This is a genomic window from Pseudomonas sp. App30, from assembly GCF_047947025.1.
Lineage (GTDB): Bacteria > Pseudomonadota > Gammaproteobacteria > Pseudomonadales > Pseudomonadaceae > Aquipseudomonas.
Genome location: NZ_CP133165.1, coordinates 1,805,211 through 1,823,567 on the forward strand (window position 1 = coordinate 1,805,211; position 18,357 = coordinate 1,823,567).

Below are 18,357 nucleotides of genomic sequence, written 5' to 3' on the forward strand. Positions count from 1 at the left end.
AGCCATCCATGTTTCAGGGAGTAGCCATGCGCCATCATCGACTCGCAGACACCTCGGTTTCCATCATCGGCCAGGGCACCTGGCGCATGGGCGAAGACCCCGGCGCCAGGCGCCAGGAGGTCGCTGCCCTGCAACTGGGCATCGACCTGGGCATGAGCCTGATCGACACGGCTGAAATGTACGGCGAAGGCGGCGCCGAACAGGTCGTGGGCCAAGCCATCGCCGGGCGCCGCGAGCAGGTGTTCCTGGTCAGCAAGGTGTACCCGCACAACGCCAGCCGCAGCGGCGTGGCGGCTGCCTGCGAGCGCAGCCTCAAGCGCCTGGGCACCGAGCACATCGACCTGTACCTGCTGCACTGGCGCGGCCAGTACCCGCTGGCGGAAACCGTGGAAGCCTTCGAACGCCTGCGCGAACAGGGCAAGATCGGCCGCTGGGGCGTGTCCAATTTCGACGTCGACGACCTGGAAGAGCTGGACGACGAGCGCTGCGCCACCAACCAGGTGCTGTACAACCCCGAGGCCCGTGGCATCGAATTCGACCTGCTGCCCTGGAGCCAGGCCCGCAGCCTGCCGACCATGGCCTACTGCCCCATCGCCCAGGGCGGCAAGCTGCTGCGCCATGCGGCGTTGCAGGCCATCGCCGACAAACATGGCATCACCGCCGCCCAGGCCTGCCTGGCGTGGGTGCTGCGCGAGGACGGGGTGATTGCCATCCCCAAGGCCGTGCACGCCGACCATGTGCGGCAGAATGCAGCGGCAGCCGCTATCCAACTGGATGATGAAGACCTCAAACAGCTGGATCTGGCCTGCCCGCCCCCCAAGCGCAAGCAGCATCTTGCAATGGTTTGACGGCGAAATTTCCCTGCTGGCGGTCGGCCAGCGCGCTTTTCAAAGGCCGGCCCGCTGGCGGATAATGCGCCCCCATTGCACCCAGTCGCAGGCTCTGCATGGGCTCACCGTTCGAGGAAATATGGTTTCTGTCACCGTCACCGCCAAACAGCTGGAAGTCACCCGCATCGTCGACGTGCTGTCGCGCGCCATCGCCCAGCAACGCCTGCGCCCCGGCACGCGGCTGGTAGAGGCGCAGATCGTCGAGACCCTGCAGGCCAACCGCAACCACGTGCAGGTGGCCTTGCAGCGCCTGGCCATGCAGCACATCGTCACCATCGAGACCAACCGCGGCGCCATCGTCTCGCAGCCTTCGGCCCAGGAAGCACGGGAAGTGTTCGCCGCCCGTCGCGCCATCGAGCGCGCCATCGTCGAGGCCATCACCCCCGACGCCCTGGCCGCCAACGCCGACACCATCGCCGCGCAAATGCAAGCCGAACACCAGGCCTCGGCCAGCGGCGACCGCCGCGAGACCGTGCGCGTGCGCAGCGAATTCCACCTGATGCTGGCCGACCTGTGCGGCAATCGTTTGCTGCGTGAAATGCTCGGCAACCTGATCGTGCGCAGCTCGCTGATCGTCTCGCTGTACCAGCGCCTGGAAACCTCCTCCTGCCGCTGCGACGACCACCAGGCCATCCTCGATGCCCTGCAGTCGGGCAACAGCGACAACGCCATCCGCGCCACGCTGGACCACCTGGTCGACCTGGAAGGCCAGCTGGACCTGGATGAACAGAGCGCGCCGGATGTGAACCTACGTGAAGCACTGGCTGACCTCTGAACCGTAGCAGCGGCCGCAAGGCCGCGTCACAGGCACCGCGGTAAAGCCCGCCTGACGCAGCCTGCGGCAGCTGCTACATCCTGTGGGAGCTGGCTTGCCAGCGAGCTGTTGGGGCCATAAAAGCTCGCTGGCAAGCCAGCTCCCACAAGACAGTTGCTGCTACGGGAGGGCGGCCAGGCGCGCCGCCTCGGTTTGCAGGCACGCGGTAAACGCCTCCACCAGCACCGACGCCGGGCGGTACTGGGGCTGGATCAGGCTGACGCTGAACGGCGCCGCCACCGCCAGCGGCCGCAGCACCAGGCCGCGGGCCGCCTCGTCCAGCGCGGTCAGCGGGTTGACGATCGCCACCCCCAGCCCCTGGCGCACCATGGCACACACCGAGGCGGCGGTGCTGGTCTCGATCACCCCGTGGCGCTGCACGTTGGCGCGGCGAAACTGTTCGTCGAGCATCTTGCGGTACAGGTCCAGCCCGGACAGGTTGATGAACGCCTGGCCGTCGAAATCGCTCAGCTCCAGGCGCGCCTTCGCCGCCAGCCCATGGCCGGCCGGCAGCACCGCCACCATTTCCGCGCAAAACAGTTCGAAACCCCGGGTGCCGCGCGGCGGGTGGCGGCTTTCGATCAGGCCCAGGTCGTAGCGCTGGCCGCTGAGCGACTCTTCCAGCGCCGGTGATTCCTGGGCGGTGATACTCACCGCCACGCCGGGGTACTGGCGGCTGAACGCCAGGCACGCTGCTGGCAGCAGCACCTGGGCGAACATCGGCAGGCAGGTGATGTTCAGCTGGCCCTGGTCGAAACGGCGGATCGACTCGGCAACGCTGGCGATCTGCTCCAGCCCGACGTAGGCGCGCTGCACCTCCTCGAACAGCATCAGGCCCTGGGCCGTGGGCGTCAGCCGGCCGCGCTCGCGCACGAACAACGGCATGCCCAGCAGGCTTTCCAGCCGCGCCAGCTCGCGGCTGACGGTGGGCTGGGAGCTGAACAGCAGCTGCGCGGCGCCGGTGACGCTGCCGGCGTTCATCACCGCGCGGAACACTTCGATATGACGCAGGGATATGTCCATTGCAAAGACTCGAATTCAAACCCAAGCCATATCAGAACTGAATGGACAGAGAAAAAACAGATATTTTATTGAATAGAGATAATTGCGCATGATGGCCACCTTTCCCCTTCACGGCCACACCACCATGTTCGATCGCATCCTGCCCCTCGTTCAGCAACACGCCACGCCTTTCTGGACCTACGACGCCGCCATCATCCGCCAGCGCATCAGCCAGCTGCAGGGCTTCGACGTGATCCGCTTCGCCCAGAAGGCCTGCTCCAACGTGCACATCCTCAAGCTGATGCGCGAACAGGGCGTGCAGGTGGACGCGGTGTCGCTGGGCGAGATCGAGCGTGCGCTGCTGGCCGGCTACAGCCCCCAGGGCGAGCCGGCGGGCGTGGTGTTCACCTGCGACTTGCTGGACCGCGCCACCCTGGCGCGCATCATCGAGCTGGACGTGGAGGTCAACTGCGGCTCCATCGACATGCTGCGCCAACTGGGCCAGCAGCACCCCGGCCACCGCGTGTGGATCCGCCTGAACCCCGGCTTCGGCCACGGCCACAGCCAGAAGACCAACACCGGCGGCGAGAACAGCAAGCACGGCGTGTGGCACAGCCAGCTGGGCGAAGCCCTGGCCGTGGTGCGCCAGTACGACCTGCAACTGGTGGGCCTGCACATGCACATCGGCTCGGGCGTGGACTACGCGCACCTGGAAGAAGTGTGCACGGCAATGGCCGACGCGGTGATCGGCATGGGCCACGACCTGGAGGCCATTTCGGCCGGCGGCGGCCTGTCGGTGCCCTACAAGGATGACCAGCAGCCGGTGGACACCGAGCGCTACGCCGCCATCTGGGACGCCGCCCGCCAGCGCGTGGCCGCCCACCTGGGCCACCCGGTGCGCCTGGAAATCGAGCCGGGGCGTTTCCTGGTGGCCGAGTCCGGCACCCTGGTGACCGAAGTGCGCGCCATCAAGGACATGGGCAGCCAGCATTTCGTGCTGGTGGACGCCGGCTTCAATGACCTGATGCGCCCGTCCATGTACGGCAGCTACCACGGCTTCACCCTGCTGGACCGCGACGGCCAGCCGCGCACCGGCGAGCTGCGCCCCACCGTGGTGGCCGGCCCGCTGTGCGAGTCCGGCGACGTCTTCACCCAGCACGAAGGCGGCCTGGTGGCCCCGCGCCCGCTGCCGCGCGCCGAGGTCGGCGACCTGCTGGTGATCCACACCACTGGCGCCTACGGCGCGTCGATGTCGTCGAACTACAACAGCCGCCCGCTGATTCCCGAGGTGCTGCTGGACGGTGACAAGGTACAGCTGATTCGCCGCCGCCAGACGCTGCAGGAACTGTTCGCACTTGAACTTGGTGCGTAACACGTCTTCCTGACAAAAAACCGCGCCGCCTGCATCGCGACTAAAGTCGGCTCCTACCACGGACAGCGTAGGAGCCGACTTTAGTCGCGATGCAGACGACGCAATATGCGGGTACGGCGCGTTTGGCCAGCAAATATGAAACTTCCCTCATGATCGACACCCACTATTGTCGGGAGCAAACCCCAAGCGTATGCTGCGCGCGTTTTCAATCACCGCGGAGACCCCACGTGGGCACTTGTTCGAGCGACAGTAGTCGGCCGGTCATCGATACCGGCATTTTCTCGGCGAGATAACGCGCAGCTTCCCTGCCGTGTCTCGCCTTGACGCGAGAGACGGCAATACTGCCGGCGCCCCCCATGCGGGGCGCCGCAGCCTTCCCTTCTCCACAGACTCCCCTGCCCCGGCCTGCAACGTTGCAGCCAGGACAGCGCACGTGCCTGCGCGATGGTCTCCCCACTGCCAACTGGGGAAAGCAGCGCCATGAATTTCACCCTGCTCAAAGAATTTTTCGCAGGCTTCCTGCGGACTCGCCACATCGCCCGGCACTTCCGCCGCCTGGCGCTGTTCGAAAGCCTGAATGACGCCAACGTCAGCCGCGAGATACCCCCCACCCTGGCCCACAGCCTGGTGGCGGCCGCGGGCGGTGACAGCCAGGCCCTGCTGGAACGCCTGGGCAGCCACGCCGATGGCCTCAGCGAAGCCCAGGCCCAGGACACCTGCGCCCGCGTGGGCCTCAACGAGGTGGAGCACGAGCAGCCGCTGGCCTGGCACGTGCACCTGTGGCAGTGCTACAAGAACCCCTTCAACCTGCTGCTGACCCTGCTGGCCATCGTCTCGTTCATCACCGAAGACATGAAGGCTACCCTGGTGATCGGCAGCATGGTGGTGCTCTCGACCCTGCTGCGCTTCTGGCAGGAAGCCCGTTCGAACAAGGCCGCCGACGCCCTCAAGGCCATGGTCAGCAACACCGCCACCGTGCGCCGCCGCAACGCCGACGGGCACCTGCGCGTGGAACTGCCGATCAAGCAGCTGGTGCCCGGCGACGTGGTGATCTTCAGCGCCGGCGACATGATCCCCGCCGACTGCCGCCTGCTCAGCGCCAAGGACCTGTTCGTCAGCCAGGCCGCCATGACCGGCGAATCCATGCCGGTGGAAAAGTTCGTGCAGCTGCGCGACCCGGCCACGCGCAACCCCCTGGAGCTGGACAACATCCTGTTCATGGGCACCAACGTGGTGTCCGGCGCCGCCAGCGCGGTGGTGGTCGCCACCGGCAACGGCACCTACTTCGGCGCCCTGGCGCAACGGGTCGGCGCCACCGACCGTGCGCCCACGGCGTTCCAGACCGGCGTCAACAAGATCAGCTGGCTGCTGATCCGCTTCATGCTGGTGATGGCGCCGCTGGTGCTGTTCATCAACGGCTTCACCAAGGGTGACTGGATGGAAGCGGTGCTGTTCGCGCTGTCCATCGCCGTGGGCCTGACCCCGGAAATGCTGCCCATGATCGTCACCTCGACCCTGGCCAAGGGCGCGGTGTTCCTGTCGCGCAAGAAGGTCATCGTCAAGCGCCTGGACGCCATCCAGAACTTCGGCGCCATGGACGTGCTGTGCACCGACAAGACCGGCACCCTGACCCAGGACAAGATCTTCCTCGCCCGCCACGTCGACGTGTGGGGCCAGGAGTCCGATGAAGTGCTGGAGATGGCCTACCTCAACAGCTACTACCAGACCGGCCTGAAGAACCTGCTGGACGTGGCCGTGCTGGAACACGTGGACGTGCAGCGCGACCTGCAGGTGGCCACCGCTTTCCGCAAGGTCGACGAGATTCCGTTCGACTTCAACCGCCGGCGCATGTCGGTGGTGGTGGCCGAGCACGACCAGCACCACGTGCTGATCTGCAAGGGCGCGGTGGAAGAGATTCTCTCGGTGTGCCACCAGGTGCGCCACGGCGACCAGGTCGAGCCGCTGTCCGACAGCCTGCTGGCGCGCATCCGCCAGGTCACCGCCGAGCTCAACGCCGAAGGCCTGCGCGTAGTGGCCGTGGCCGCCAGCGAGCGCCCGCCTACCCAGGAAAACTATGGCATCCATGACGAACGCGAGCTGACCCTGATCGGCTACGTGGCCTTCCTCGACCCGCCCAAGGAAAGCACCGCGCCCGCGCTCAAGGCCCTGGCGGCCCACGGCGTGGCGGTGAAAGTGCTGACCGGCGACAACGAGCTGGTCACCGCCAAGATCTGCCGCGAGGTGGGCCTGGCCCAGCAAGGCCTGCTGATGGGCAACGACATCGAGGACATGACCGACGCGCAACTGGCGGTGGCCGTGGAAACCACCAACGTCTTCGCCAAGCTGACGCCTGCGCACAAGGAACGCATCGTGCGCCTGCTCAAGGCCAACGGCCACGTGGTCGGCTTCATGGGCGACGGCATCAATGACGCGCCGGCCCTGCGCACTGCCGACATCGGTATTTCGGTGGACAGCGCGGTGGACATTGCCAAGGAAGCGGCCGACATCATCCTGCTGGAAAAGAGCCTGATGGTGCTGGAAGAAGGCGTGCTGGAAGGCCGTCGCACCTTCGCCAACATGCTCAAGTACATCAAGATGACCGCCAGCTCCAACTTCGGCAACGTCTTCTCGGTGCTGGTGGCCAGTGCGTTCATCCCCTTCCTGCCGATGCTGCCGATGCACCTGCTGGTGCAGAACCTGCTGTACGACATTTCGCAGATCGCCGTGCCGTTCGACAACGTCGACGACGAGATGCTGATGAAGCCGCAGCGCTGGCAGCCGGGCGAGGTAGGCCGCTTCATGCTGTTCTTCGGGCCGATCAGCTCGGTGTTCGACATCACCACCTTCGCGCTGATGTGGTACGTGTTTGGCGCCAACAGCCCGGAGCACCAGACCCTGTTCCAGTCCGGCTGGTTCATCGTCGGCCTGCTGACCCAGACCCTGGTGGTGCACATGATCCGCACGCCGAAAGTGCCGTTCCTGCAGAGCCGCGCGGCCATGCCGTTGATGGTGATGACCGGGGTGATCATGGCCATCGGCATCTTCCTGCCCATGGGCCCGCTGGCGCACTACTTCAAGCTGCAGGCGCTGCCGCCGCTGTACTTCGCCTTCCTGCCGGTGATTCTGGTGGCGTACGTGGCGCTGACCCAGGCCATGAAGCGGTTCTATATCCGCCGCTTCGGCTGGCAATGAAATAGGCGTGGGAGCTGGCTTGCCAGCGAGCTTTTGAGGCCCTCCAACAGCTCGCTGGCAAGCCAGCTCCCACAGACTCTCAGTTGCCGGAAAAACGCTCGCGGCTGTTGGTGAGGTGCAGCACCATCGCCGCCCGCGCGGCGTCCGGGTCCTGCTTGCGGATGGCGTTGAGGATGGCCTCGTGCTCCTGGTTGGCCAGGTAGCCCAGGCGCGCGAAGTCGGCGTCGCCGCGCTCATCGCCCTTGACCCGCGTGCGCGGGATCATGGTGTCGCCCAGGTGCTGCATGATCTCGGTGAAATAGGTGTTGCCGGTGGCCTCGGCGATCAGCTGGTGGAAGCGCTTGTCCTCTTCCACGCAGCTGTCGTTGTTGGCCAGCGAGGCCTGGTAGTCGTCCAGCGCCTGGCGCATGCGCCGCAGCTGTTCATCACTGCGGCGCACGGCCGCCAGGGCCACGGCCTGCACCTCCAGGCCCATGCGCAGCTCAAGAATGCCGCGCACGCTGGCGGCGGTGTCCAGGCTCAGGCGCAGCCCCAGTTGCGATTCGCGCTCCAGCACGAAGGTGCCGATGCCGTGGCGGGTTTCCACCAGCCCCGAGGCCTGCAGCTTGGAGATAGCCTCGCGCACCACCGTGCGGCTGACCCCGTGCTCGCGCACGATGGTCGGTTCGGACGGCAGCTTGTCGCCGGGGCGGAATTGCCCCAGCAGGATCTGCTGGCTCAGCACCTCGACCAGGTCGTGGGCCAGGCTGGTGGCGCGCTTGCGCGTGGGGGCGTTGCTTGGGTCGTGCATGCCAACACATTCCGCGAAATAGTCAGCCCCAAGCTTACCACCGAACCCCCGTAGCAGCTGCCGCAGGCTGCGTCCGCCCCACGCGGTGTATCAGCCATAGGCCATGGCGGACGGGACGCGGCCTGCGGCCGCTGCTACGGGGTTAGTAGCGCCGCGTAGGCCAGGGCCATCAGTGACCAGGCCAGCAGCGGGTGGAACACCAGCCGCCACGCCCGCGCCTGTGGGTCGAAGCCCACCCCGTGCACGTAGCCGGCGGCAATGCCCCACAACATCAACATCAGCACGCCATGGCTGTACTGCCCGCGGCTGTCGAGCAGCAGCACCGGGTGCAGCAGCAGGGTCAGGCTCAACGGCAGCACCAGTGCCAGCGACAGCCAGCGGCTGGCGGGCCGGCGCAGCGGCCCCAGGGTTTCAGCGTGCACCGCTGCCCTCCTCGTCCAGCGCACCGGACGCCTCCAGCCACAACGCATTGATGATGCCGAAGCTGCACGCCAGCAGCACTCCCAGAATCCAGGCGAAATACCACATGTGTTCAGTCCTCAGTAAAGGCCGTGGGGGTTGTCGTTGATGTGCGCGGGGGTGACGGTGCCCCACATTTTCGCGTAGCACCACAGCGTGTAGCACAGGATCAGCGGCACGAAGATCGACGCCGCCACCAGCATGATGACCAGCGTGGTATGGCTCGACACCGCGTCCCACACGGTCAGGCTGGACGCCGGGTCCAGGCTGGACGGCATCACGAACGGGAACAGGGCGAAACCGGCCGTGCACAGGGTGCCGACGATGGCCAGGCTGCTGCCCAGGAAGGCGATGCGTGGCCGGTCGCCCAGCGCCGCGATCAGCGCCAGCAGGCCGCCGAACACCCCCAGCAGCGGCGCGATGGTCGTGATCGGGTAAGTCACGTAATTGCCCAGCCAGCCGGGGTTGCCCGCTGCCACGGTCTTGGCCAAGGGATTCAGCGCCACGTTGGGGTCGAAGCTGGAGCTGATCACCAGGCCGTTGATATCGCCGGCCGCAAGCCAGGCGCCGGCGCCCAGGAACGCCGCCAGGTAGACGAAGGCCAGCCCTTGCGAAACCTTGCGCGCCCGCTGGGCCATGACGCCCTCGGTGCGCATCATCAGCCAGGTGCCGCCGTGCAGGCACAGCATGCTCAGGCTGACCACCCCCGCCAGCAGCGCGAAGGGGCTCAGCAGTTGCCAGAACGAACCGTGGTAGCTGCTGCGCAGGCTGTCATCGAACTGGAACGGCAGGCCCAGCAACAGGTTGCCGAACGCCACGCCAAACACCAGCGAGGGCACCAGCGCGCCAATGCACAGCGCCCAGTCCCAGCCCCGGCGCCAGCGGGTGTTTTCAAGTTTGCTGCGGTAGTCGAAGCCCACCGGCCGCACGAACAGCGCGAACAGCACCAGCAGCAGCGCCCAGTACAGCCCGGAGAACGCCGCCGAATACACCAGCGGCCAGGCGGCGAACAGCGCGCCACCGGCGGTGATCAGCCACACCTGGTTGCCGTCCCAGTGCGGCGCGATGGTGTTGATCACCACCCGCCGCTCCTGGTCGTTGCGGCTTACCAAGGGCATAAGCGCCGCGGCGCCCAGGTCGAAGCCGTCGGTCAGGGCGAAGCCGATCAGCAGCACGCCCACCAGCACCCACCAGATCAGCTTGAGGTTTTCATAGTCGAACATCACACGGCTCCTTGCAGCACGGGCGAATGGGCGGCGGCAGGTGCAGCGGCGGCGCCGTTTTCAAAGTGATACCGGCCGGTGTGCAGGCTGCTCGGGCCCAGGCGGGCGAACTTGATCATCAGGTACATCTCGATCACCAGCAGCACGCTGTAGAACGCCACCAGCGCCAGCAGCGAGCCCCACACGTCGCTTGCCGACAGGCTCGAGGCCGACAGGTGCACCGGCAGCACCTCGCCGATCGACCACGGCTGGCGACCGTGCTCGGCCACGTACCAACCGGTCTGCGTGCCCACCCACGGCAGCGGCAGGCTCAGCAGCGCCCAGCGCAGCAGCCAGCGCTTGCGGGTTTCGTTCTTGCGCGCCGAGGCCCAGAACGCACACACGAACAGCAACAGCATCAGGAAGCCGCTGAGCACCATCAGCCGGAAGGTCCATAAGATCGAGGCCACGCCGGGAATGGAGTCCAGCGCCGCCTGCTTGATCTGCGTCTCGCTGGCGTCCACCACCTGGTCGGTGTATTTCTTCAGCAGCAGGCCGTAGCCCAGGTCTTTTTTCACCGCGTTGAAGGCAGCCAGGGCCTGGTCGCTGTGGTCGCCGCCGCGCAGGCGCCCCAGCGCCTCGTAGGCAAGCATGCCGTTGCGGATGCGGCCTTCGTGCTCGGCCACCAGGTCCTTGATGCCAGTGACCTGCTTGTCCACCGAACGGGTGGCGATGATGCCCATCACGTAAGGGATTTTCACCGCGTAGTCGGTGCGCTGCTCGGCCTGGTTGGGCAGGCCGAACAGGGTGAAGGCGGCGGGCGCGGGCTCGGTGTCCCACTCGGCCTCGATGGCGGCCAGCTTGGTCTTCTGCACGTCGCCGATCTCGTAGCCGGACTCGTCGCCCAGCACGATCACCGACAGGATCGAGGCCATGCCGAACGCGGCGGCAATGGCGAACGAGCGCCGGGCAAAGCCGATGTCGCGGCCCTTCAGCAGGTACCAACTGGAAATCGCCAGCACGAAGATCGAGCCGGTGACGTAGCCCGACGCCACGGTGTGCACGAATTTCACCTGCGCCACCGGGTTGAGCAGCAACTGGCTGAAGCTGGCCAGTTCCATGCGCATGGTGACGAAGTTGAACTCGGCACCCACCGGGTTCTGCATCCAGCCGTTGGCGATCAGAATCCACAGCGCCGACAGGTTCGAGCCAATCGCCACCAGCCAGGTGACGCCCAGGTGCTGCACCCGGCTCAGGCGCTCCCAGCCGAAGAAGAACAGGCCAATGAAGGTCGATTCCAGGAAGAACGCCATCATGCCTTCGATGGCCAGCGGCGCGCCGAAGATGTCGCCCACGTAGTGGCTGTAATAGGCCCAATTGGTGCCGAACTGGAACTCCATGGTCAGCCCGGTGGTAACGCCCAGGGCAAAGTTGATACCGAACAGCTTGCCCCAGAAACGGGTCATGTCCTTGTACACCTGCTTGCCCGTCATCACGTAGACGGACTCCATGATGGCCAGCAGGAAGGTCATGCCAATGGTCAGGGGCACGAACAGGAAGTGATACAGCGCGGTCATCGCGAACTGCAGCCGGGATAGGTCGACGACTGATTCGGAAATCATTTCGGACTCTTCTCAAGGGGGGCGGAGGGGGTGCCGAACAGGTGTCGGCCAAGGTTCGTGCCGTCGTCCTTGACGTCAGCCGCCGGGCCAAACCACACCAGGCGGATCCCCACCAGCAGCACCAGCTTGAGCACCAGCACCAGGGTTATTTCCCGGGCCAGCGGCTTGTTCAGAAAGGCGAAATGAGCGGTCATGGCGGCTACTCGGTGGAGGTGCGCCATTCTTGTAGCGGGGCTTGTTGGTGAAATTGATCCAGATCAATTTCAAATGGCCATCACTGTGTGGCAAAGCGCCACACCAGCGCAGCAAACTTGTATGATGAGTAGCGTACAACTGGTAGGAGCCGACCTTGGTCGCGATCGGGCCTCCGCCAATCGGCCAGGCGTGCGCCACGCGTCGCGCCTATCGCGACCAAGGTCGGCTCCTACGGCAGGGGTCTAGATCTAAATTAGCGGTTAGTCACCACTGGCTAGATCAACTCATTCCAGCAAAACCCATTGCTTCAACGCCCCTCTACTTGTACGATGACTGTCAACAGGGGCCACCCTGTCACCTACCCGCATAAAAATAATCAGTGGGAGATTTTGAATTGTGAGCAATTCAACGCAGTCCTCTGCCGTCGTCGACGGCGATCCGCTCCTGGCGCGCGCCGTCGCCAAAGTGAAGAGCCATGTGCTCCCACTCTTCGTTTTGATGTTCATCGTCAACTACATCGACCGGGTCAACATTGGCTTCGTGCGTACGCACATGGAGCACGACCTGGGCATCGGTGCCGCGGCCTATGGCCTGGGCGCCGGGCTGTTCTTCATCGGTTACGCGCTGTTTGAAGTGCCCTCCAATATCCTGCTGCAGAAAGTCGGCGCCCGCGTGTGGCTGACGCGCATCATGTTCACCTGGGGCATCGTCGCCACGCTGATGGCGTTCGTGCAGAACGAAACCCAGTTCTACATCCTGCGGGTGCTGCTGGGCGTGGCCGAGGCCGGCTTCTTCCCCGGCGTGCTGTACTATTTCACCCGCTGGCTGCCCGGCGCCGAACGCGGCAAGGCCATCGCCATTTTCCTCAGTGGTTCGGCCGCGGCCTCGCTGATCTCCGGCCCGCTGTCCGGCGCACTGCTGCAGCTGGACGGCTTGGGCCTGCACGGCTGGCAGTGGATGTTCGCCATCGAAGGCATGGTCTCAGTGCTGCTGGGCTTCTTCGTCTGGTTCTGGCTGGACTCCAAGCCCCATGACGCCAAGTGGCTGAGCCGCGAGGAACAGGACAGCCTAGTGGCCGCCATCGACCAGGAACAGAAGGACCGCGAGGCGCTGCAAACGGTCAAGCCCACCCTGGGCAAGCTGCTCAAGGACGGCCAGATCCTGATCTTCTGCGTGCTGTACTTCTGCATCCAGCTGACCATCTACGCCGCCACCTTCTGGCTGCCCAGCATCATCAAGAAAATGGGCGACCTCAGCGACCTCCAGGTGGGCTTCTTCAACTCCATCCCGTGGCTGATCTCGATCATTGCCATGTACGGCTTCGCCGCGCTGTCGGGCAAGTTCCGCTTCCAGCAGGCCTGGGTCGCCACCGCGCTGCTGATCGCCGCCGCCGGCATGTTCCTGTCCACCACCGGCGGGCCGGTGTTTGCCTTCGTCGCCGTGTGCTTCGCGGCCATCGGCTTCAAGTCGGCCTCGTCGCTGTTCTGGCCCATTCCCCAGGCGTACCTGGACGTGCGCATCGCCGCCGCCGTCATCGCCCTGATCAACTCCCTGGGCAACCTGGGCGGTTTCGTCGCCCCGGCCACCTTCGGCCTGCTGGAACAGAGCACCGGCTCCATTCAGGGCGGCCTGTACGGCCTGACCGCCACCTCGATCCTGGCCGCGGTGCTGGTGTTCTTCGCCCGCACCCAGCCCAAAGCCCCGACCGCCACCCCAAGCGCGCCGCTGCACGGCACCGCGCTGGGCAAGGCCCACTGATTTCCCGAACACACAGGAACCCGACATGAGCACTCAACGCACCCCCGTCGTCACCCAACTGCAAGTGATCCCCGTGGCCGGCCACGACAGCATGCTGATGAACCTCAGCGGCGCCCACGGCCCGTACTTCACCCGCAACATCGTGATTCTCACCGACAGCAGCGGCAACGTTGGCGTGGGCGAAGTACCGGGCGGCGAACGCATCCGCGAAACCCTGGAAGACGCCCGCAGCCTGGTGGTGGGCCAGCCCATCGGCCAGTACCAGCGCGTGCTCAACCAGATGCGCACCACCTTCGCCGCCCGCGACGCCGCCGGCCGTGGCCTGCAGACCTTCGACCTGCGCATCACCATCCACGCCGTCACCGCCATGGAGGCCGCCCTGCTCGACCTGCTGGGCCAGTTCCTGGAAGTGCCGGTGGCCGCCCTATTGGGCGAAGGCCAGCAGCGCGACGCGGTGAAAATGCTCGGCTACCTGTTCTACGTCGGCGACCGCAGCGCGACGAACCTGGCCTACCGCAGCGAGCCCGACGCCAGCGACGAGTGGAGCCGCCTGCGTCACGAAAAGGCCATGACCCCCGAAGCCGTGGTGCGCCTGGCCGAAGCCGCCAAGGCCAAGTACGGTTTCAACGACTTCAAGCTCAAGGGCGGCGTGCTGCGCGGCGAAGAGGAAATCGAAGCCGTCACCGCCCTGGCCGAACGCTTCCCCGACGCGCGCATCACCCTGGACCCCAACGGCGCCTGGTCGCTGAAGGAAGCCATCTCCCTGTGCCGCGACCAGCACAAGGTGCTGGCCTACGCCGAAGACCCCTGCGGCGCTGAAAACGGCTACTCGGGCCGCGAAGTGATGGCCGAGTTCCGCCGCGCCACCGGCCTGCCCACCGCCACCAACATGATCGCCACCGACTGGCGCGAAATGGGCCACGCCATCCAGCTGCAATCGGTGGACATCCCCCTGGCCGACCCGCACTTCTGGACCATGCAGGGCTCGGTGCGCGTGGCGCAGATGTGCCACGAATGGGGCCTGACCTGGGGCTCGCACTCCAACAACCACTTCGACATTTCCCTGGCCATGTTCACCCAGGTGGCCGCCGCCGCCCCCGGCGACATCACCGCCATCGACACCCACTGGATCTGGCAGGACGGCCAGCGCCTGACCAAGGCGCCGCTGCAGATCGAAGGCGGCTTCGTCAAGGTCCCGGCCAAGCCGGGCCTGGGCGTGGACATCGACATGGACGCCGTGGCCAAGGCCCACGAACTCTACAAAGGCATGGGCCTGGGCGCACGGGACGACAGCGTGGCCATGCAGTTCCTGATTCCGGGCTGGAAGTTCGATAACAAGAAGCCGTGCATGGTGCGTTGATAGCGCAGCGTTCCGGACGCGGCCTTTGGCCGCTGCTACATGGCCGGATAACGCGGGAAACGCGTTCCCCGTAGCAGCTGCCGAAGGCCGCGTCCACGGCCCTACCGCGCCTGCCGTAGGGCATCCAGCAAGGCTTCCAGCCGCTCCGGCGGCAGCTCGCGAAGCTGATTCACCAGTTGCTGGTCCAACTTGCTCGACGGCAATCGCAGCGGGTGGGAGTAGCTCAACTGCATCACGAAGTTATGGCCACACTCGGCCGTGCGGCAGGCGCAATACAGGCGTGTGAACTCATTGCTCAAACGGTTGGTGGTAGTGATGATGGCGCGTCCTTCGCACTCGCGGCAGCGGATCTGCATTGCCTTAACTCCTGGTCATTGCCGATGAAAACACGCCCCCAGTATTCACCAGATTTCCGCTATTTGCCGCGCTCGCCCCTCACCAAACTGTGACTGAAAGCAACCGCCCCATTCATTGGAATGGGCTGGTCTGACCCGGCCATCTGAACGCGTATTTGTACACCGGCGTTTTTCCGATGGCATTCGATTTTCGCGTTATCGGAAGCCATCGAAACCCAAGTGTTTGTCACCCAGCGGCGCTCTTTTCTAACGTGGTCAGCACCCGAACCCATCCGGAGCTGCAACGTGGAAAAGTTACGTGCGCTGTCCAACTACCTGCTCGAAAGCGAGCTACTGGCCCCTGATCAACTCTCCAGCCGGGCGGAGCACATCAACCTGCAAATGAACTGGAAGCCCTCCAGCCTGGGCATGTGCATGGGCCAGTTGAACTACCGCGCCGTGCTTGAGTGTTACCGCACGGACATCGCTCCCCTGCGCCTGATGGCCCTGGTCGCCGCCTGGTTGCAACGCCACGACAACGACACCGAACTGCGCAAGCTGGACATCCCCGGCTGCACCGTTTCCCCCCAGGTGGACCAGCACCACCACCTGCAGCTGCTGCTGGTTTTCAACGAAGCCGTCTGGCTCAGCGAGGAACCCGAAGGCGAATTCGAAGCGTTCGGCAAACGCTGGGGCTTCGTACCGTACGACTTGTGGACAGCCGAACAAGCCGCCGTCCTCGACCGCGGTCGCTCCCTTTGACTCATCTCCCCCATAACCGACTTGCGAGGCCACACCATGGCTCAAGGTAACGTCAGCGTGAACAATCTCAACCTGGGCCAAGGCCCGGTCACCGAGATCGAACGCTTCTTCCTCTTCATCGGCCCTGCCGCCCACAACGTGGGCAGGTTGGTTGCCGTCGATACACAGTCCAACCTGGATACCTTGTTCGGCGGAGCCGACAGCGACCTGAAACTACAGCTGCAGGCCGCCCGGGCCAACGGCGGCTCGCGCTGGGCATGCCTGGCCCTGGGCTTGCCAGCAGATGGCAATTGGCAAGATGCACTTGCCGTTGCCCAGCAGGAAAACGCCTCGGTGGAGGCTGTGGTCATTACCAAGCCGGTCAGTGCAGCCGAAGAACTCAGCGCCATGCAGGCCGCCACCGCAGCCTTGAGCGCGCGCCACGGCCGGCGCCTGTTCATCATGGCAGCCACGCCAGGTATCAGCCAGGCACAAACCTGGGAGGAATACCTCGCCACCCAACGCGCCATCACCCGTGACGTGGCTGCGGGGCGAGTATTGGCGGTTCCGCAACTGCACGGCAACGACCTGGGCGTGCTGGCCGGCCGCCTCGCCAACGCCCAGGCCAGCGTTGCCGACAGCCCCATGCGCGTGGCCAGCGGTGCACTGGTCGGCCTGGGCCAGGCGCCACGGGACAGTGCCGGCGCGAACCTGTCCAGCGCCACGCTCAGTGAGCTGGACAAGGCGCGCCTGTCGGTCCCCCAGACCTACCCCGACTACCCCGGTGTTTACTGGGGCGACGCCAATCTGCTGGACGCCCCTGGCAGCGATTTCACCGTGCTGGAAAACCTGCGCATCGTGGACAAGGCTGCCCGGCGCGTTCGCCTGCTGCTGATCCAGCGAGTGGCCGATCGAAAGGTCAACAACTCCCCCAACAGCATGGCTGCCACCAAGACCGCGCTCATGCGTCCCCTGCGGGAAATGTCGCGGTCCGCCACCTTCGCCGGGGTGCCCTACCCCGGCGATATCCAGTCGCCACTGGATGACGACATTACCCTGCTCTGGAAGAACCGCACCACCATCGAAGCCTACCTGCGCGTGCGCCCCTACAACTGCCCCAAGGACCTGACGGCGAACATCGCCCTGGACCTGTCTCTGGATGAGGAATGAACCATGGCCCGTATCAGCGGCATGAACTTTGATGTGAACCTGGGCGACCTGCAGGTGCATATCCAGAAAGCCACCCTGGACATTACCGATAACAGCGCCGTCGGCCAGACCCGCGGCCTGCCTGACGGCCACATCGATGGCGACGTGGCCGCCAGTGGCGAATTCGAATTCGACAGCAACAACTTCTCCCTACTGATCCAGGCAGCGGGCCGCGCCGGCGCGTTCCGCAAGCTGGCGCCCTTCGACATCCTGTTCTTCGCCCGCACCGGCGAGGAGGAATTGCGAGTAGAGGCGTTCGGCTGCCGGCTGAAAATCTCCAGCCTGCTGGACATCGACCCCAAGGGCGGCAACAAGACCACCCACAAGGTGCCCTTTGACGTCACCAGTCCGGATTTCATCCGCATCAATGGCGTGCCGTATCTGGATGCCAGCGAAATAGACGGCCTGAACTGAATTCATCATCTCAAACGGGCCGACCGAGTTCGGCCCGCTACCCCTGAAAGGATGCTGCACATGACTGATCGACGCGATATCACCCTGCAAGTTGGCGAAAGCGAATTCACTTTCGGCCTCAGCCCCCAGGACGTGGCGAAGTACTTCAACGCGGTGACGCCCACCAACAAGGTGGCGCCTTCCAACAACCTGCTCACCACCACCGTCAAGGCAGAACAGCTTGCTGCGCTGCGACCCTTGCTGGGTAACCCGGTGTTGACCATGCAGATCGCCGGCGCACTGCTGGAAGACTACTCACCGGACATCGAAGTAGTCGTAAAAAAGCCCTCGGCCGCGCCGAGCGATTGAACGACGACGGCTTGGGCCAGTTGCTCGCCCTGGGCGAGCGCTGGCTACCAGGCGCCGAACCCAGCGCGGAAAACCTGGGTACGGCGAAGTGGCTGGAGGATGAGTATTGGCGGCGGATGGAGATTGCGGTGGGGAATGGGATTGCTAAGGCGTTTGGGGGGTAGAGGTTACTTAGAGATATCCTGTAATAGATCGCCGTACCAAGTGAGAGTCATGGGCTCCACCGATGCGTACTGATTATTTCCCGCATCAAAGTACCTTCCCGCAACTGAAAACACCAATCGGCCAGGAGTTCTGTTAACAATTTTAAACCGAATATTATCAAACGCCTTATACACCTCTTTCGCCTCACCTTTATGAACCACCAGGAGGGATACAAAATGTTCATTCAGCCAGTCACCATTATTCTCATAACCTTCCGCAAGAACAGCAGGCGGCATGAAAAAACTCAACCCCACTTTACCGCCGGTATCTAAGAACCCCGAAAACCCGAGCTGCGCATTTTCTATCTCACCCGATTCGTCCTTATTAATCACGATTAATACGTGGGAAGCCTGACCAAGCCTGACCACTAGGTCTGAGCCCCCACATCCAGCAATCACGAACAGCAGGATTAACATAATTGGAAATCGAAAAATTCGGTTCACGGTAAAA

The 18,357-nt window shown here is 64.6% G+C and carries 20 protein-coding genes; 11 read left to right on the forward strand and 9 right to left on the reverse strand.

Features of this window, described 5'->3' with window-relative positions; translation table 11 throughout:
- Positions 1-26: 26 nt before the first annotated feature.
- Complete coding sequence (locus RAM80_RS08225; protein WP_416425743.1) at positions 27-848, forward strand: aldo/keto reductase; 822 nt, start codon at positions 27-29, stop codon at positions 846-848.
- Between the two features lie 121 nt (positions 849-969).
- Entirely contained in the window at positions 970-1,665 is a 696-nt protein-coding gene (locus tag RAM80_RS08230) for a GntR family transcriptional regulator (RefSeq protein ID WP_416425744.1), read from the forward strand.
- Positions 1,666-1,824: 159 nt separating this feature from the next.
- Here the strand turns inward: RAM80_RS08230 and RAM80_RS08235 are convergent, their stop codons facing one another.
- Positions 1,825-2,727: a LysR family transcriptional regulator gene (locus tag RAM80_RS08235; RefSeq protein ID WP_416425745.1), complete on the reverse strand. Its 903-nt coding sequence runs from the start codon at positions 2,725-2,727 to the stop codon at positions 1,825-1,827.
- A gap of 124 nt (positions 2,728-2,851) precedes the next feature.
- On the opposite strand from RAM80_RS08235, the gene lysA reads away from it, so the two are divergent.
- Together lysA and mgtA are read left to right on the forward strand one after the other, a co-directional pair.
- Positions 2,852-4,078 (forward strand): diaminopimelate decarboxylase, encoded by a 1,227-nt coding sequence (gene lysA, locus RAM80_RS08240; protein WP_416425747.1) that lies wholly within the window; start codon positions 2,852-2,854, stop codon positions 4,076-4,078.
- A gap of 480 nt (positions 4,079-4,558) precedes the next feature.
- Complete coding sequence (mgtA, locus tag RAM80_RS08245; protein WP_416425749.1) at positions 4,559-7,270, forward strand: magnesium-translocating P-type ATPase; 2,712 nt, start codon at positions 4,559-4,561, stop codon at positions 7,268-7,270.
- Between the two features lie 79 nt (positions 7,271-7,349).
- Here the strand turns inward: mgtA and RAM80_RS08250 are convergent, their stop codons facing one another.
- The 6 genes from RAM80_RS08250 to cydP form a co-directional block, all read right to left on the reverse strand.
- On the reverse strand, positions 7,350-8,060 hold the full coding sequence (locus tag RAM80_RS08250) for a FadR/GntR family transcriptional regulator (RefSeq protein WP_416425750.1): 711 nt from the start codon (positions 8,058-8,060) through the stop codon (positions 7,350-7,352).
- 134 nt (positions 8,061-8,194) lie between these two features.
- Positions 8,195-8,482, reverse strand: coding sequence for a cyd operon YbgE family protein (locus RAM80_RS08255; RefSeq protein ID WP_416425752.1), 288 nt, complete (start codon positions 8,480-8,482; stop codon positions 8,195-8,197).
- Entirely contained in the window at positions 8,472-8,588 is a 117-nt protein-coding gene (cydX, locus tag RAM80_RS08260; protein ID WP_416425753.1) for a cytochrome bd-I oxidase subunit CydX, read from the reverse strand. Before cydX ends, RAM80_RS08255 begins: the two co-directional genes overlap by 11 nt.
- An 11-nt stretch (positions 8,589-8,599) precedes the next feature.
- Complete coding sequence (gene cydB, locus RAM80_RS08265; RefSeq protein ID WP_416425755.1) at positions 8,600-9,742, reverse strand: cytochrome d ubiquinol oxidase subunit II; 1,143 nt, start codon at positions 9,740-9,742, stop codon at positions 8,600-8,602.
- Positions 9,742-11,343: a cytochrome ubiquinol oxidase subunit I gene (locus RAM80_RS08270; protein ID WP_416425756.1), complete on the reverse strand. Its 1,602-nt coding sequence runs from the start codon at positions 11,341-11,343 to the stop codon at positions 9,742-9,744. Before RAM80_RS08270 ends, cydB begins: the two co-directional genes overlap by 1 nt.
- Complete coding sequence (gene cydP, locus RAM80_RS08275; protein ID WP_416425757.1) at positions 11,340-11,537, reverse strand: cytochrome oxidase putative small subunit CydP; 198 nt, start codon at positions 11,535-11,537, stop codon at positions 11,340-11,342. The genes RAM80_RS08270 and cydP overlap by 4 nt, the downstream gene beginning before the upstream one ends.
- Before the next feature lie 478 nt (positions 11,538-12,015).
- Between cydP and RAM80_RS08280 the strand changes: the two genes are divergently transcribed.
- The gene (locus RAM80_RS08280; protein ID WP_416425758.1) at positions 12,016-13,296 is read left to right on the forward strand and encodes an MFS transporter; all 1,281 of its coding nucleotides are present in this window, start codon (positions 12,016-12,018) and stop codon (positions 13,294-13,296) included.
- A gap of 25 nt (positions 13,297-13,321) precedes the next feature.
- Positions 13,322-14,656, forward strand: coding sequence for a glucarate dehydratase (gene gudD, locus RAM80_RS08285; RefSeq protein ID WP_416425759.1), 1,335 nt, complete (start codon positions 13,322-13,324; stop codon positions 14,654-14,656).
- 101 nt (positions 14,657-14,757) lie between these two features.
- Here gudD and RAM80_RS08290 read toward each other — a convergent pair whose 3' ends face one another.
- Positions 14,758-15,012, reverse strand: coding sequence for an ogr/Delta-like zinc finger family protein (locus RAM80_RS08290; RefSeq protein ID WP_416425760.1), 255 nt, complete (start codon positions 15,010-15,012; stop codon positions 14,758-14,760).
- 285 nt (positions 15,013-15,297) lie between these two features.
- Here RAM80_RS08290 and RAM80_RS08295 point away from each other — a divergent pair, with 285 nt between their 5' ends.
- Genes RAM80_RS08295 through RAM80_RS08315 form a run of 5 tightly spaced genes read left to right on the forward strand, consistent with a single transcriptional unit; the run spans position 15,298 to position 17,867 of the window.
- Entirely contained in the window at positions 15,298-15,753 is a 456-nt protein-coding gene (locus tag RAM80_RS08295) for a phage tail protein (RefSeq protein ID WP_416425761.1), read from the forward strand.
- Positions 15,754-15,789: 36 nt separating this feature from the next.
- Positions 15,790-16,902, forward strand: a complete 1,113-nt coding sequence (locus RAM80_RS08300) for a DUF2586 domain-containing protein (protein WP_416425762.1) — start codon at positions 15,790-15,792, stop codon at positions 16,900-16,902.
- Positions 16,903-16,905: 3 nt separating this feature from the next.
- Positions 16,906-17,355 carry a phage protein gene (locus tag RAM80_RS08305; RefSeq protein ID WP_416425763.1) on the forward strand — a complete coding sequence of 150 codons (450 nt, stop codon included), beginning with the start codon at positions 16,906-16,908 and terminating at the stop codon, positions 17,353-17,355.
- Between the two features lie 60 nt (positions 17,356-17,415).
- The gene (locus tag RAM80_RS08310) at positions 17,416-17,703 is read left to right on the forward strand and encodes a putative phage tail assembly chaperone (RefSeq protein WP_416425764.1); all 288 of its coding nucleotides are present in this window, start codon (positions 17,416-17,418) and stop codon (positions 17,701-17,703) included.
- A gap of 20 nt (positions 17,704-17,723) precedes the next feature.
- A complete protein-coding gene (locus RAM80_RS08315) occupies positions 17,724-17,867 on the forward strand; it encodes a DUF6890 family protein (protein ID WP_416427434.1) in 144 nt (47 codons plus the stop codon).
- 3 nt (positions 17,868-17,870) lie between these two features.
- Here the strand turns inward: RAM80_RS08315 and RAM80_RS08320 are convergent, their stop codons facing one another.
- Positions 17,871-18,323, reverse strand: a complete 453-nt coding sequence (locus RAM80_RS08320; RefSeq protein WP_416425765.1) for a hypothetical protein — start codon at positions 18,321-18,323, stop codon at positions 17,871-17,873.
- Positions 18,324-18,357 lie beyond the last annotated feature (34 nt).